Source organism: Vicinamibacteria bacterium (assembly GCA_035620555.1).
Lineage (GTDB): Bacteria > Acidobacteriota > Vicinamibacteria > Marinacidobacterales > SMYC01 > DASPGQ01.
Window position 1 is genome coordinate 1 of the sequence record DASPGQ010000641.1, and the last position, 13,367, is coordinate 13,367.

Below are 13,367 nucleotides of genomic sequence, written 5' to 3' on the forward strand. Positions count from 1 at the left end.
TACTGGAGCTCGAAGTGGACAAGCTCCAGGTCGATCGTCGAATCCAGGGCCGCGTTCGAAAGCAAATGGAGAGGGCTCAGAAAGAGTACTACCTCAACGAGAAGATGAAGGCCATTCAGAAGGAGCTCGGGCGTAAAGACGAGCGCGGGAACGATGTCGAGGAGCTTCGCAACCGCATCGCCGAAGCCCGGATGAGCAAGGAGGCAGAGGAGAAAGCGATAACGGAGTTCAAGCGGCTCGAGGCGATGCCGCCAATGTCCGCGGAGGCCACGGTATCGAGGAATTATCTGGATTGGCTGCTCAACGTGCCCTGGCACAAACGTACCCGCGAGAGCCGCGACATCGGGCGCGCCGAGCGTGTTCTGGACGAAGACCACTACGGGCTTCAGAAGGTCAAGGACCGCATCATCGAGTTCCTCGCCGTACGGCGGCTCGTGAAGAAGCAGCGGGGGCCCATCTTGTGTCTGGTGGGACCGCCGGGGGTGGGCAAGACGTCTCTGGCCCGTTCGGTTGCCCGGGCGACGAACCGGAAGTTCGTTCGTCTGTCCCTAGGGGGCATTCGCGACGAGGCAGAAATCCGCGGCCATCGGCGCACCTACATCGGGGCATTTCCCGGCCAGATCATTCAGATGATGAAGAAGGCGGGGACAGTGAACCCACTCATCCTTCTCGACGAGGTCGACAAGATGAGCATGGACTTTCGTGGCGACCCGGCATCCGCCCTTCTGGAAGTGCTGGACCCGGAGCAGAATCACTCGTTTCATGACCACTATCTCGACGTCGAGTACGACCTTTCGAACGCCATGTTCATCGCGACGGCGAACGTCATGCAGAACATGCCGCAGGCGCTCATGGATCGGCTCGAGGTCATCCGAATTCCCGGCTATACCGAGGAGGAGAAGCTCGAGATCGCCAAACGCTTCCTCGTGGCCAAGCAAAAAGAAGCGAACGGCCTGAAGAGCAAGAAGGTCTCGATGAGTGTGGGGGCGATCGCGGAGATCATCCGACGGTATACGCGCGAGGCGGGAGTACGGTCGCTCGAACGCGAAATCGCTTCCGTCTTTCGCAAGGTGGCCCGCCGACTCGTCAAAGAGGGGGGCTCGATCGAGATCGAGGTCACTCCGGAAACGATCGAAACCTATCTCGGCGTCCCCAAATTCAGGCCACGCAACAAGGAAGGCGAGGCCGAGGTGGGGATGGCCACGGGATTAGCCTGGACGGAAGTGGGCGGAGAGCTCTTGACGACCGAAGCCACTTTGATGCCGGGCAAGGGCGACCTCACGATTACCGGCAAGCTCGGTGAGGTCATGCAGGAGTCGGCGAGGACGGCGGTCTCGGTCATTCGATCGCGCGCCGACATCTACGGCCTTCCCCCGGATTTTCACAAGAAACTCGACATCCATCTCCACGTTCCCGAAGGGGCGATCCCCAAGGATGGCCCCTCGGCCGGAATCACCATGGCCACCGCGCTTCTTTCGGTGCTATCCGGCATCCCGGTTCACTCCGACGTGGCGATGACGGGCGAGGTGACGCTACGGGGAAAAGTGCTCGCCATCGGAGGCGTCAAAGAGAAGCTCCTCGCCGCCCACCGCGCCGGAATCACCAAGATCATTCTTCCACGCGACAACGAGAAGGATCTCTCCGAGCTGCCGGAAGAGGTTCGCAAGGAGCTCACCATCACGCTCGTCGAGAAAGTAGAAGAAGTCTTCGCGGTGGCGCTCACCGCGCCCATTTCCAGCCCGTCGGCCGAATCCGTGGAGGATTCCGAGTCCGGCCTCGAGCCCGAGATCCGCGAGGAGGGTCCCGTGGCGGGCGAATCAGTCACACATTAGTTTACGTACCCATTGACGAGGTCTCTAGTCTTGACAGCATGGCCGGCCAGGAACGATGAGCCGAACCCAGACGCTACAGCTCGTTCGCAGCGCCGCTTCTCCCCCCGACTTCCCCGAGGACGACCTGCCGGAAGTGGCAGCGGTAGGACGATCCAATGTGGGCAAGTCGAGCCTGCTGAACCGGCTCGTAGGCCTGAGGAAGCTCGCGTTCGTTTCCAAGACGCCGGGCCGAACGCAGGTCGTCAACTTCTTCCGCGTCAGCGAACGATTGATGCTCGTAGATCTCCCCGGCTACGGCTTCGCCCGAGCCCCGGTCGCCGTCAGGAGAAAGTGGGAAAGGCTGATAACGAGCTATCTCTTCGAGCGCAAGAAAGAGCGTTTGGTCCTGCTTCTCGTGGACCTTCGACGAGACCCGCTGGCGAGCGATCTGGGCATGCGCGACCGGATCGAGCAAGCGGGGCTCGACTATGTCGTCGTGGCGACGAAGGCGGACAAGCTGGGTCGAAGTCGCCGGCGAGACCAGCTGGCGAAGCTGACAGGAGCCTTTGGGGCCGCGGGAGCTATTCCCGTCATTCCGTTTTCCGCGGTCACGAGTGAAGGAAGGAAAGAGCTATGGAAGGTGATCGAGAGACACGTTCGCGGGGCGAGACGAGCACCGAAGAAATAGCCGAGGCACCCCCTCGCAACGAAGTTAAGACGAAGTCCCTGAACATCGCCGAGCTCAAGGAGATGAACATCTCCGGCCTCGCCAAGGTCGCCAAGGACCTCGGGGTCTCGGGCGCGACGGGCATGCGCAAGCAGGAGCTCATCTTCAAGATTCTGCAAGCCCAGACCGAGCAGAGCGGCTTGATTTTTTCCGAGGGCGTCCTGGAGTGCCTGCCCGATGGTTTCGGTTTCCTGCGTGCGCCCGAGTACAACTATCTACCCGGACCGGACGACATCTACGTTTCCCCATCCCAGATACGGAAGTTCGACCTGAGAACCGGTGACACGATCTCCGGCCAGATCCGCCCGCCCAAGGAAGGTGAGCGCTACTTCGCGCTGATCAAAGTGGAGGCGGTGAACTTCGAGCCTCCGGAAGCGGCACGGGAACGGATCTTCTTCGACAACCTCACCCCGCTCTACCCTCAGGATCGCATCCGGCTCGAGACGGCCAAGGAGAACCTGTCGGCGCGGGTCATGGATCTGATGACCCCCATCGGCAAGGGTCAACGCGGGCTCATCGTGGCCGCTCCTCGCACGGGCAAAACGATGCTGCTCCAGAACATCGCCAACAGCATCACCGCCAACCATCCCGAGGTGGTGCTCATCGTGCTGCTCATCGATGAACGGCCCGAAGAGGTGACCGACATGCAGCGTTCGGTCCACGGCGAGGTCATCAGCTCCACTTTCGACGAGGCCGCTTCACGCCACGTGCAGGTGGCGGAGATGGTGATCGAGAAGGCCAAGCGCCTCGTAGAGCACAAGCGTGACGTCGTGATCCTGCTGGACTCCATCACCCGGCTTGCGCGGGCCTACAACACCGTCGTGCCGCCTTCGGGCAAAGTGCTCTCCGGAGGTGTCGATAGCAACGCGCTCCAGAGGCCCAAGCGGTTCTTCGGCGCGGCACGCAACATCGAGGAGGGAGGCTCCCTCACGATCATGGCCACCGCGCTCATCGAGACCGGAAGCCGCATGGACGACGTCATCTTCGAGGAGTTCAAGGGCACGGGCAACATGGAGATCCACCTCGACCGAAAGCTCGTGGACAAGCGCGTGTTCCCCTCGATCGACATCAACAAGAGCGGCACCCGCAAGGAAGAGCTCCTGCTGTCGAAGGACGAGCTCAACCGCGTCTGGATCCTGCGCAAGGTCCTCTCGCCGCTGTCGCAGGTCGAGGCGATGGAGCTACTTCTCGACAAGATGGGAAAGACCAAGGACAACCAGGAGTTTCTCTCGTCGATGTCGGGGCAGTGAGCTCCGCTAGTCCCCTCCCGGGCCATCCGCCGTAAAGTAGCTCACGACCGCGTTGAGCTCGTGGCTCAAGCGCTCGACGGCGTGCTCGTAGAGATCTCTCGCGGAGAGAATTCCGACCACCCGTCCCTCGTCGTCGAGGACGGGGATGTGTCGGAAATGCTGCCCCACCATCATCTGAAGAGCGTCTCCATAGGGCATGTCGCGCTTGGCGGTGACGGGGTCGCGGGTCATCACCGCGCGCACTCGTGTGGAAGCAACGTCTTTCTGGTGGAGAGCGACCCGGTTCATCACGTCGCGCTCGGTGAAAATTCCGATGAGACGCCCGTCCTCGACGACGGCGGCGGCGCCGACGTTGTGTTCTTGCATCTGGCGCACGGCGTCGAGAACCGAGCTCTCAGGCTCGACCGTGACGGCGGGAACCGTTGCGATCTTCAGCAGGCCCATGACGCCTCCCGAAAATTCCGTCTTCCATCTTTTATCCGAGTGCGCCGCTCGGGCGGGAGCGGCCCACCGCCGCCAGCTCCTTCAACAGGGCTCGAAAGCGGGCCTTCCAATTCCTGAAGGCTCTCGTCCGTGCGAGCGACCGCGAGACGTCGCGTCTCCAGGCCCGGTTGGGAGCGTTCCTAGGGGCCAGCAACGGCGGGCCGATGCGCACCGGGGTGGTGTAACCATAGTTCCTTCGAATCGATGTCGACGAACCGTAACAGCGAGCGAGCATGTAGTTACCCTCTCTCCCAGGCTCCGCCACGGGGAGCGTGATTCTCCGACGTGTGCGGACGCGGGGAACGGAGGAGCCTCGATGGGCTCCTCCGTCCGGATTTACGATTGATTAGTGGACCTTGACGTCGATGGCACGAGGACGAGACGCCTCCGTCTTCGGGAGCGTGAGAACCAGGATGCCGTCACGATACTTCGCGTGGATACTCTGGCTCTCCACCATCGTCGGGAGCGAGAAAGATCGACTGAAACGGCCGAACGTTCGCTCCGAACGGAGATACTCGGACCTGTGCCCGTCGTAAGCCTCGGCGCGACGACGTTCACCGCTGATCGATAGCACTCCGTTCTCAACACGAACGTCTATGTCTTCCTTTTTGAAGCCCGGAAGCTCGGCCTCGATCGTCAGGACGTCGCCGTTATCGCGGATGTCCACGGCGGGATACCAACCCGTCATGGTTGGCTGAACCACGGTCGGATCCGTCGCGACAGGCGTAAAAGGGTTGAACAGCTGATTGAACCGCCCAGCGAGGGTGTCGAAATCCCGCAGGAACGGTTCCCAACGAACCAATCCAGTCATTGTGACACCTCCGTTTGATCTAGGGGCTGAACCCCCTGTCCTTCATACGGGGAAATTCTATCACGTGGATCCACACCGGTCAAGAAATCTTCGCAAGAATTTGAAGATTAACTCGAATAAATATCTGTCAGCGTACTAATATCTTCGACGCGACTACAGAGCTTTGGCACCCCGTCGAAAAACAAGCACCTTCAAATAGTCCGCCTCGGGAAAACGGACCGGATGATCGAGCTCGGCGGGGACGCGGGCGAGAAAGTGAAACCCGCTCCCGAGCGACTCGGCGACCAGGGCCTGGAACCTCGTCGCCTCGATTCGTGAGGTGCAACAGCAGGCGACCAGAATGCCATCAGGACTCACGCGTGGCGCGAGCGCTTGATAGAGCCGCCGATAGGCGACCAGAGCCCGAGGCACTTGACGGGCCTGGCTGGTCATCTGGGGAGGATCCACGAGCACGAGGTCGAATCGTTCCGCGCGATCGAGCTTCCGCACCCATTCGAAGGCGTCGGCCTGAACCCAGCGGTGACGGTCGGGGACGAGGGTGTGGCTCGCCTCGCCCAACGCAAGGGCGCTCGCCGACGAATCGACGTGCCAGATCCGAGCCGCTCCGGCGAGCTCGGCGGCCGCCCCGAGACTTCCCGTGTAGGAGAACAGATCGAGAACGCTCTTCCCCTGAAGCTCCGACCCACGAATCAAACGCCTCAGCCCACGAAGGTCCAGGAACGTGCCCCCCTTCTGGCCGATTCTCACGGAAACCACCATTCGCTGCCCGTCCTCTTTCACGCCGATGGTCTCGGGCACCTCGCCGAAGACGACGCGGGGGCTTGGGGCAGCGTCCAGTCGGCGCTTGCCGGCACGGAGGAGCACACCCGAGAGATTCAGCAGGCCGCGGACGTAACGAGCCGCGAGACGGGCCACCCCGTCCGCTCCCGCCGCGTAGCTCGAAACGACGGCGACCGTATCGTACCGGTCGACAGTGACGGCGGGCAGCTGGTCGTTCTCCCCGTGCACGACCCGATAGGCGTTGGTCTCGTCGCACAGAGGAGCTCTTCGGGAGACCGAGGCTTCGACTCTCCGGCGGACCTCCTGGCTTCGGAACGGCTGGTCCCCTTTTCCGAGAATGCGGATGGCGATGGAGCCGCGCCGATGGTAGAAGCCGTGACCCACGACTCGATTGGCACCGTCCACGAGCTGAAGCCACTGGCCGTCGGGAAACACGGAGGCCGCCGAGCTCATGTGTTTCCGGAAGATCCAGGGATGGCCGCTCTCGAGTGCGGCCGTCGCGCGCTTGTTGAGCTGGTAGCGGCGGGGAGTCAAGAGCAAGCGTCCAACGTGTCTCAGAAATCTGCAGTATAATGGCAGATTGCCCGTATTCCTGACAGGAGTTTTGTGTTCCATGAAAGCTGATATCCACCCCAAATACCAAGAGATTCGAGTGAGCTGTGCCTGCGGCGAGACTTTTATGACCCGCTCGACCAAAGGCGAAAAAGAGATCAAGCTCGAGATCTGCTCCAAATGCCACCCGTTCTTCACCGGCAAGCAGAAACTCGTCGATTCCGCGGGCCGGGTCGAACGATTCAAACAAAAATATGGAGAGCGGCCGCGCAAGAGCGCCGGCCGTTGAGGTGCCAGAGTCGAGGATGAATCGATGAGAAACCTCGAAGACAAGCTCGACGCCGTCGAGAAGCGCTTCGAGGAGGTCACGGCAGAGCTGGGAAAACCGGAGGTCATCGCGGATCCCGCGCTCATCCACCGGTTGGCCAAGGTCCGCTCGGAGATGGAGCCCCTGGTGAACCTCTATCGAGCGCTCCGAACGACGCGAACCCAGCTCCAAGAGACCCGAGAAATGCTCAAAGAAGCGGAGGAGCCCGAGCTCAGAGCCCTGGCCTCGGAGGAGATCGAGAGGCTCGAGTCGGAGGAGAGCAGGCTTTTCGGGGAAGTGCGGCTCAAGCTCCTGCCCCGAGATCCCAACGACGAGCGCAATGTGCTCCTCGAGATCCGGGCGGGCACCGGAGGCGAAGAAGCGGCCCTGTTCGCTCAGGAGATATTCCGGATGTATTCCCTCTACGCGGAAGCCCAGGGGTTTCGTGTCGAGGTCATGAGCCTGAACGAGACGGGAATCGGCGGTATCAAGGAAGTGGTCGCCCTGGTCGAGGGCAAGGGCGCCTATAGCCGGCTCAAATATGAGAGCGGGGTGCATCGCGTCCAGAGGGTACCGGCAACCGAGGCCTCGGGACGGATCCACACGTCTGCCGTGACCGTCGCCGTCCTGCCGGAAGCGGAGGAGGTCGAGGTCGAAGTCGACCCCAAGGACTTGCGCATCGACACGTACTGTTCGTCCGGACCAGGAGGACAGAGCGTCAATACGACCAAGTCCGCGGTGCGCATCACCCACGTTCCCAGCGGCTTGGTGGTCACCTGTCAGGACGAAAAATCCCAGATCAAGAACAAGGCCAAAGCGATGCGCGTGCTTCGCTCGCGGCTATACGACCTCGCGCGCAAGGAGCAGCGCGACCAGATCGCCAGCGAGCGCAAGGGCCAGATCGGCTCGGGTGACCGTAGCGAGAAGATCCGCACCTACAATTTCAGGGACGGAAGGGTCTCCGATCATCGAATTCATCTGACGCTCCACCAGCTCGACTCGATCCTGGACGGAAATCTCGAGGAGCTGATCGACGCTCTCGCCACTCACTATCAGACCGAGAAGCTCAAAGAGGCCGAGGCTACCGTACAATCGTGACGACCGGGTCCGGTCCGAGCGCGATTAAGCTCATCGAGCGGGGCGCGGCCGAGCTCAGCGGCGCGGGAATACGAGACGCACGATTCGAGTCGGAGCTCCTCTTGCGGCATGCACTGGGCTGCTCGCGCGAACGGCTCCTGGCACGATGGAGAGACCCGGTATGCGCCGAAGGAGCCGGGCTATTCTTCCAGCTCGTGGAGCGCAGGCGGGGCCGCGTTCCCATACAGCATTTGCTCGGGAACCAGGAGTTCTACGGTCTTTCCTTCCGGATCACCCCCGCGGTGCTCATCCCTCGTCCCGAGACCGAAGGGGTGGTCGACGAAGCGTTGACCGAGCTCGAGGGACGGGAGCGTCCGCGTATCCTCGACGTCGGATGCGGAAGCGGTTGCATCGCGATCGCCCTCGCCGGGGCGATCCGCGGAGCCGAGGTATTCGCCGTCGATGCGTCTCCGGCTGCGCTCGCCGTCGCCCGGGAGAACACGCAGCGTCACGATCTCGGTCGGCGAATCGTCTTTCTCCATGGCGATCTCGTCGAGCCGGTACGCGGTGAAGCCCCCTTCGATGCGGTCGTCAGCAACCCGCCCTACATCGCCGATAGCGAGATGGAGAAGCTCGAGCCCGAAGTATCGGAGCACGAGCCCCGAATGGCGCTTGCGGGAGGCGCCGACGGCCTCGAGGTCATCGAACGCCTAGTTCCCCAAGCGCGCGACGTCCTCGCACCAGGGGGAGTCCTCGTACTCGAGATCGCCAAGGGCCAGGATCGTCGGGTCACACGAATCGTCGAACGGGCCGGGCTCGAGCTGCGACGCATCGCGCCCGATCTCGCCGGCATCCCGCGAATCGTCGTCGCTCGCAAGGGATAACCCTTGGACAAACTTCGGGTGATCGGCGGCCGTCGCCTCTCGGGCCGCGTCCGTATCGGGGGCGCGAAGAACGCCGCCCTACCGGCGATGGCGGCATCCCTTCTCACCGACGACCGCGTGCACCTCGAGAATCTCCCTGACGTCTGGGACGTGGGCACCATGCGGCGCCTCCTCCGGGATCTGGGAAGCGAGGTGGAGCCACTCGCGCCCGACGAAATCGAGATCGTGACGCGTGAGCTTCGCTCGCACGAGGCCCCCTACGAGCTGGTCAAGACGATGCGGGCCTCGGTTCTCGTGCTCGGACCTCTCCTGGCACGACACGGCAAGGCCCGTGTCTCCCTGCCGGGAGGCTGCGCCATCGGGGCTCGACCCATCGATCAGCATATCGGCGGGCTGAGGAAGCTGGGCGCTCGCGTGGTGCTCGAGCACGGCTTCGTCGAGGCGAGCTCGGACGGATTGAGAGGTGCCACGATTCGATTCCCGCGCGTGACCGTCACCGGGACCGAAAATCTCTTGATGGCGGCCACCCTCGCCCGGGGTGAGACGGTCCTGGAGAACGCCGCTCGAGAGCCCGAAGTCGTGGATCTCGCCGAGCTCCTGAGTGCGATGGGAGCCAGGATCGAGGGAGCCGGCAGCGACACGGTCCGAATCGAGGGCGTCTCGCGTCTCGGAGGCGCACGACACCGGATCGTGCCCGACCGCATCGAGACCGGCACGTTTCTCGTGGCCTCGGCTTTGCTCGGAGACGATGTGGTTCTCACTCGCTGTCGGCCGGACCACCTCGGGGCGGTGCTCGAGGCACTTCGACGAGCGGGAATCCCGATCGATTCGGGTGAAGATACGATCCGGGTGTCGTCGGCGACGCCCCGCGCGGTAGAGATCGTGACCGAGCCCTACCCGGGATTCCCTACCGACATGCAAGCCCAGCTGACGGTTCTCTTTACTCAGGCCCCGGGCCGAAGCTTCGTCACCGAGACGATTTTCGAGAATCGCTTCATGCACATTGCCGAGCTCGCTCGCATGGGAGCGCGGATACAGGTCTCCGGCAATCGGGCGTCGATCGAAGGACCAACCGTGCTCTCGGGGGCGAGGGTGATGGCGACCGACCTTCGCGCCAGCGCGTGCCTCGTACTGGCCGCGCTCGTCGCCGACGGCGAAAGCCTCATCGATCGCGTCTACCACCTCGACCGGGGCTACGAGCACATCGAGGCCAAGCTTCGCTCCCTGGGCGCGGAGGTGGAGCGTCTCCCCTGACGACGAGTCAGCCGCCGCCGTCGACTGGGGACTTCTCGCCTTCCGGAATCGTCAGGACGCCGTGCTTCAGAAGGAGCACCAGGGACGCAAGGGCCTCACAGCCCGAAATAGAACGTGTTCAGAGAGGGATCCCACCGCGAAGCGGATTCGTTCGAGAAGGCCGTTGTATCCAATTACGTTGGGACCCGGCCAGTCAGGGCAAACGAAGATGGTTGCTTCGACTGTCAGCGAGTCGCCTTCGTCCGCGAGCAGCGTTATGGGCGAGCGGTGAAGGTCGCCCGTATGGTCGCCGAGCCTGCTAGAAAGCCTCTGGCGGGGAACCAGACTGGCTTCTCGATCCGCGTACAGATTGGCGATTGCGCCTTCGAGAACGCACCATGGGGCAGCAGTATCGACCATAGCGGTGACGTCAACGTCGAGACCCGCAAGACGCACCGGGACGAAGATCCTTGCCTCGTAAAGGGTCCCGGGAGCGGTGTCGATAAAAGTACAAGCACCGGTGGCAAAGTCCGATGGGAGCACGCTTTTTCGGGGCGATCCTCGATTCAATCCGGAACGTGATGGATGAGAGGTCTGCGATCCGGCTTGAGCGGCTTCAGCGCGGCCATGAGCGCTCCGAAGTCTGCATCGGCAGCTAGGAGCTCCCCCCCCGACAGGGCGACCCACTTTCCTCGATGCTGCTCCTGATGCTGCGCAAGCCATTCCATATTGGTACGATGTGAAGAATCGCGAAGATTTGTGCGTCTGGCGTCACCCGGGTGGAGAGCCTCTTGCAGGGCCTTCAACTCCTCGGAGTCGGGGTGCTGTCGAACTGCGACGTCGGCCAGCTGCCGTGCGCTTGACGTCTTGCCGTCAGCGATGAGCGACCGCAACCGCACCGTGAGAACGTCCACCGCCTCTGACGATACGTCCTGCACGACGTCAGGCCCCTTGTGCTTTCCACTCATACTTAGATTCTACCGCGACACCATGATCCCATACACGGATGGCTCCAGCCAGCAACGCTTCGCCCTGGAGAAGCGTCGCAGCCGAGATCTCGGAGGCCGTCAGCAGCTCGAACCCGCGACCGTCGGGTCTCGGCGGGATGCAGCGGGGTCCCTGTGATTCTTCTCGCGCATGCGTACCGTCCGGCACGTCTCGGCGCCATTCGCTGAGTCATTTCCCCCATCACGACAATCGCGGTCTGGCGCATCGGTAAGTGCAATGGAATTTCCCTCTTCCAAATTGACCACCGTTACCGAGGCAGCTATGATAGTCCGAATTCGGACCAACGAATGGAGGCGCAGAAATGAAGACTCTACCACTTTCAGAAGCGAAGGCACGATTGAGCCAGCTCATCGAGGAGGTTGCCTCTCGAGATGAAGTCATCACCATCACTCGCAATGGAAGGCCGGCGGCCGTCCTGCTGAGCCCGGACGAGTTCGAAAGTTGGAAAGAGACGATCGCTGTCCGCTCCGATGCCGCGCTGATGAGTGAGATCCGCCGCGGGCTTCAGTCTCTCAAACGCGGCGGCAAGCTCTACTCGCTCGAGGAGTTGTTTCAGGATTCTGACCGCTAATGGCCATTGGCCGGAGACTGAAGCTTACCAAAGGGATGCGGTCGCTGATTCGACATCTCCATCCTGATCTAAAGCGGAAAGTAAGAGCCGCGCTGAAGGAGATTTTGGCGAACCCGGGTAGCGGGAAGAATTTGAAAAATCAACTGAGCGGTCTCAGGTCCTTCCGTATCGGTAAGCTCCGAATCATTTATCGACTAGCTTCGGGGGCAGTGGAGGTAATCGCTCTGGGGCCACGAAGAAACATCTATGCCGAGACGCTGCGCCTCCTGGAACGCGAAACTCCATGAGGCTTCCGGTACAACGCCTTTCGGATCGTCCGACCCAGGACCTCACCTCACACGAGGCGCTTGCCATGTTCGCATTCTCTGTGATCCGTGAGCTATCGGCATTGCGGAATCCCTCTCGTTGCACTACACTGTGGTGCATGAACAAGACAGAGGTCTATAGCTGGCGCCTATGTCCCGAGCTCAAGGCGAGGCTCGAGGAAGCGGCACGCGACGAAGAGACGAGCGTCGCTCAGCTTCTCGAGAAGATCGCGCGAGAATGGCTGGCTCTGTCGAGACGTGAGGACGACGATGTGGAGGAACAGCAGCGGCTTCACAGAGAAGCGGCTCGCCACGTCGGCTCGATACATGGTGGAGACCCTCGTCGCGCCCAGGAAGCGAGCGACCGCGTTCGCGACAAGCTAAAGAAAAAGCATGTCAGCAAAAGGACTGGCTGACACTGGCGCGATGCTTGCGCTCCTAGACGGCGATGACGCCTGGCACAAACGATGCTCTGACGCGTTCCCCTCGCTGCGGCTTCCCCTCGCCACGTCGGCGGCCGTCCTCGCGGAGCTCTTCCACTTGTTGCGCCCAGGAACGGAAGAGCTCGAGCGCACTTGGCGCTTCATTCGTTCCGGCGTCGTGACAGTACTGCCGATTAACGATCACGACCTGTCCCATCTCGCACGACTCATGGTCAAGTACAGCGATCGGCCGATGGACTTCGCTGACGCGACGCTCGTACGCCTTGCCGAACGCGAGACGCTTTCATCTATATTTACGATCGACCACGACGACTTCGAGACCTACCGCATCGGAGGAAAGACGAAGTTTCGAATCACGCCGCCACGCTGACGCGACTGGCCGAGCCGCCTTGTTCGTTCGAACCACCTCGACCGGGGTTACGAGCACATCGAGGCCAAGCTTCGCTCCCTGGGCGCGGAGGTGGAGCGTCTCCCGTGACGACAAGTCAGCCCCCGCCGTCGACTGGCAACTTCTCGCCTTCCGGATTCGTCAGGACGCCGTGCTTCAGAAGGAGCACCAGGGTTTGGCAGATCTCGAAGTCGGCCAGCGGACAGAACTCGATGATCTTGTCCACTGTCTTGTATCGAGCGGCGGCGGCCATCACTTCGAAGGCGGCCGGGGGAACCCGAGCGGGCAGCAGGACCTTCGACGGATGGAACACGAGGGGGGTCCCGTTGCGAGGAAGCTCGCCGCGATACTTGACCAGCTCGTCCTTCTGCCGCATCCCTTCCAGCAGATGTCCCTTCAGATCTCCCGACACGGTCTCGTACTCCGGGCTTCGTCCCGGTACGAAGAACTCGAAGCGCCCGTCTTCGAGCGCCATGAGCCGGTAGAGAGCTTTCACCCCGCGGGCACGACCGAGCGTCGCGTGACAGACCTGCCCCTGCAGCAGATGAACCTTGCCCTCCTGAGCAGCCTGCCGGATGACGAGCGTGCCAGTTCCCCGGTCGGTCTCGATGACCTGAAGAAGCGTCGTGAGCCGAATCTCGGAAAGAGATCCGGCGAGCGCGCTCGCCTGGCTGGTCCAACTGTTCCCGTTCGTTCCGGAGTTCGTCGCGGCGTGATCGACGCTCTCGGACGTTTGC

The 13,367-nt window shown here is 62.1% G+C and carries 15 protein-coding genes; 10 read left to right on the forward strand and 5 right to left on the reverse strand.

Annotated features, from left to right (window positions below; translation table 11 throughout):
• The 3 genes from lon to rho form a co-directional block, all read left to right on the forward strand.
• The coding region (gene lon / locus VEK15_26140) for an endopeptidase La (protein HXV64208.1) at positions 1-1,832 on the forward strand (1,832 nt) is incomplete at its 5' end.
• A gap of 55 nt (positions 1,833-1,887) precedes the next feature.
• Positions 1,888-2,499: a ribosome biogenesis GTP-binding protein YihA/YsxC gene (gene yihA / locus VEK15_26145; GenBank protein ID HXV64209.1), complete on the forward strand. Its 612-nt coding sequence runs from the start codon at positions 1,888-1,890 to the stop codon at positions 2,497-2,499.
• Positions 2,500-2,537: 38 nt separating this feature from the next.
• A complete protein-coding gene (rho, locus tag VEK15_26150) occupies positions 2,538-3,788 on the forward strand; it encodes a transcription termination factor Rho (protein ID HXV64210.1) in 1,251 nt (416 codons plus the stop codon).
• Positions 3,789-3,794: 6 nt separating this feature from the next.
• On the opposite strand, the gene VEK15_26155 is transcribed toward rho, so the two are convergent.
• The 3 genes from VEK15_26155 to VEK15_26165 all read right to left on the reverse strand — a co-directional run bounded on the left by VEK15_26155 (position 3,795) and on the right by VEK15_26165 (position 6,396).
• On the reverse strand, positions 3,795-4,232 hold the full coding sequence (locus VEK15_26155) for a CBS domain-containing protein (protein HXV64211.1): 438 nt from the start codon (positions 4,230-4,232) through the stop codon (positions 3,795-3,797).
• Positions 4,233-4,617: 385 nt separating this feature from the next.
• Complete coding sequence (locus VEK15_26160) at positions 4,618-5,082, reverse strand: Hsp20/alpha crystallin family protein (protein HXV64212.1); 465 nt, start codon at positions 5,080-5,082, stop codon at positions 4,618-4,620.
• A 153-nt stretch (positions 5,083-5,235) separates the two neighbouring features.
• Positions 5,236-6,396 carry a class I SAM-dependent methyltransferase gene (locus VEK15_26165; GenBank protein ID HXV64213.1) on the reverse strand — a complete coding sequence of 387 codons (1,161 nt, stop codon included), beginning with the start codon at positions 6,394-6,396 and terminating at the stop codon, positions 5,236-5,238.
• Positions 6,397-6,475: 79 nt separating this feature from the next.
• On the opposite strand from VEK15_26165, the gene rpmE reads away from it, so the two are divergent.
• The 4 genes from rpmE to murA are packed head-to-tail and all read left to right on the forward strand — an operon-like array spanning position 6,476 to position 9,936.
• Positions 6,476-6,703 carry a 50S ribosomal protein L31 gene (gene rpmE, locus VEK15_26170; GenBank protein ID HXV64214.1) on the forward strand — a complete coding sequence of 76 codons (228 nt, stop codon included), beginning with the start codon at positions 6,476-6,478 and terminating at the stop codon, positions 6,701-6,703.
• 24 nt (positions 6,704-6,727) lie between these two features.
• Positions 6,728-7,819, forward strand: coding sequence for a peptide chain release factor 1 (prfA, locus tag VEK15_26175; protein ID HXV64215.1), 1,092 nt, complete (start codon positions 6,728-6,730; stop codon positions 7,817-7,819).
• The gene (gene prmC / locus VEK15_26180) at positions 7,816-8,682 is read left to right on the forward strand and encodes a peptide chain release factor N(5)-glutamine methyltransferase (GenBank protein HXV64216.1); all 867 of its coding nucleotides are present in this window, start codon (positions 7,816-7,818) and stop codon (positions 8,680-8,682) included. The genes prfA and prmC overlap by 4 nt, the downstream gene beginning before the upstream one ends.
• A gap of 3 nt (positions 8,683-8,685) precedes the next feature.
• Positions 8,686-9,936 carry a UDP-N-acetylglucosamine 1-carboxyvinyltransferase gene (murA, locus tag VEK15_26185; GenBank protein HXV64217.1) on the forward strand — a complete coding sequence of 417 codons (1,251 nt, stop codon included), beginning with the start codon at positions 8,686-8,688 and terminating at the stop codon, positions 9,934-9,936.
• A gap of 545 nt (positions 9,937-10,481) precedes the next feature.
• Here murA and VEK15_26190 read toward each other — a convergent pair.
• A complete protein-coding gene (locus VEK15_26190; GenBank protein HXV64218.1) occupies positions 10,482-10,883 on the reverse strand; it encodes a DUF5678 domain-containing protein in 402 nt (133 codons plus the stop codon).
• Positions 10,884-11,224: 341 nt separating this feature from the next.
• Here VEK15_26190 and VEK15_26195 point away from each other — a divergent pair, with 341 nt between their 5' ends.
• From VEK15_26195 to VEK15_26205, 3 genes are all read left to right on the forward strand, one after another.
• Positions 11,225-11,494, forward strand: coding sequence for a type II toxin-antitoxin system Phd/YefM family antitoxin (locus VEK15_26195; GenBank protein HXV64219.1), 270 nt, complete (start codon positions 11,225-11,227; stop codon positions 11,492-11,494).
• Between the two features lie 424 nt (positions 11,495-11,918).
• Positions 11,919-12,215, forward strand: coding sequence for a hypothetical protein (locus VEK15_26200; GenBank protein ID HXV64220.1), 297 nt, complete (start codon positions 11,919-11,921; stop codon positions 12,213-12,215).
• Positions 12,193-12,612 (forward strand): PIN domain-containing protein, encoded by a 420-nt coding sequence (locus VEK15_26205; GenBank protein ID HXV64221.1) that lies wholly within the window; start codon positions 12,193-12,195, stop codon positions 12,610-12,612. The genes VEK15_26200 and VEK15_26205 overlap by 23 nt, the downstream gene beginning before the upstream one ends.
• 115 nt (positions 12,613-12,727) lie before the next feature.
• Here VEK15_26205 and VEK15_26210 read toward each other — a convergent pair.
• Positions 12,728-13,367, reverse strand: a 640-nt coding sequence (locus tag VEK15_26210) for a DUF4388 domain-containing protein (protein ID HXV64222.1), incomplete at its 5' end; no start/stop codon positions are given.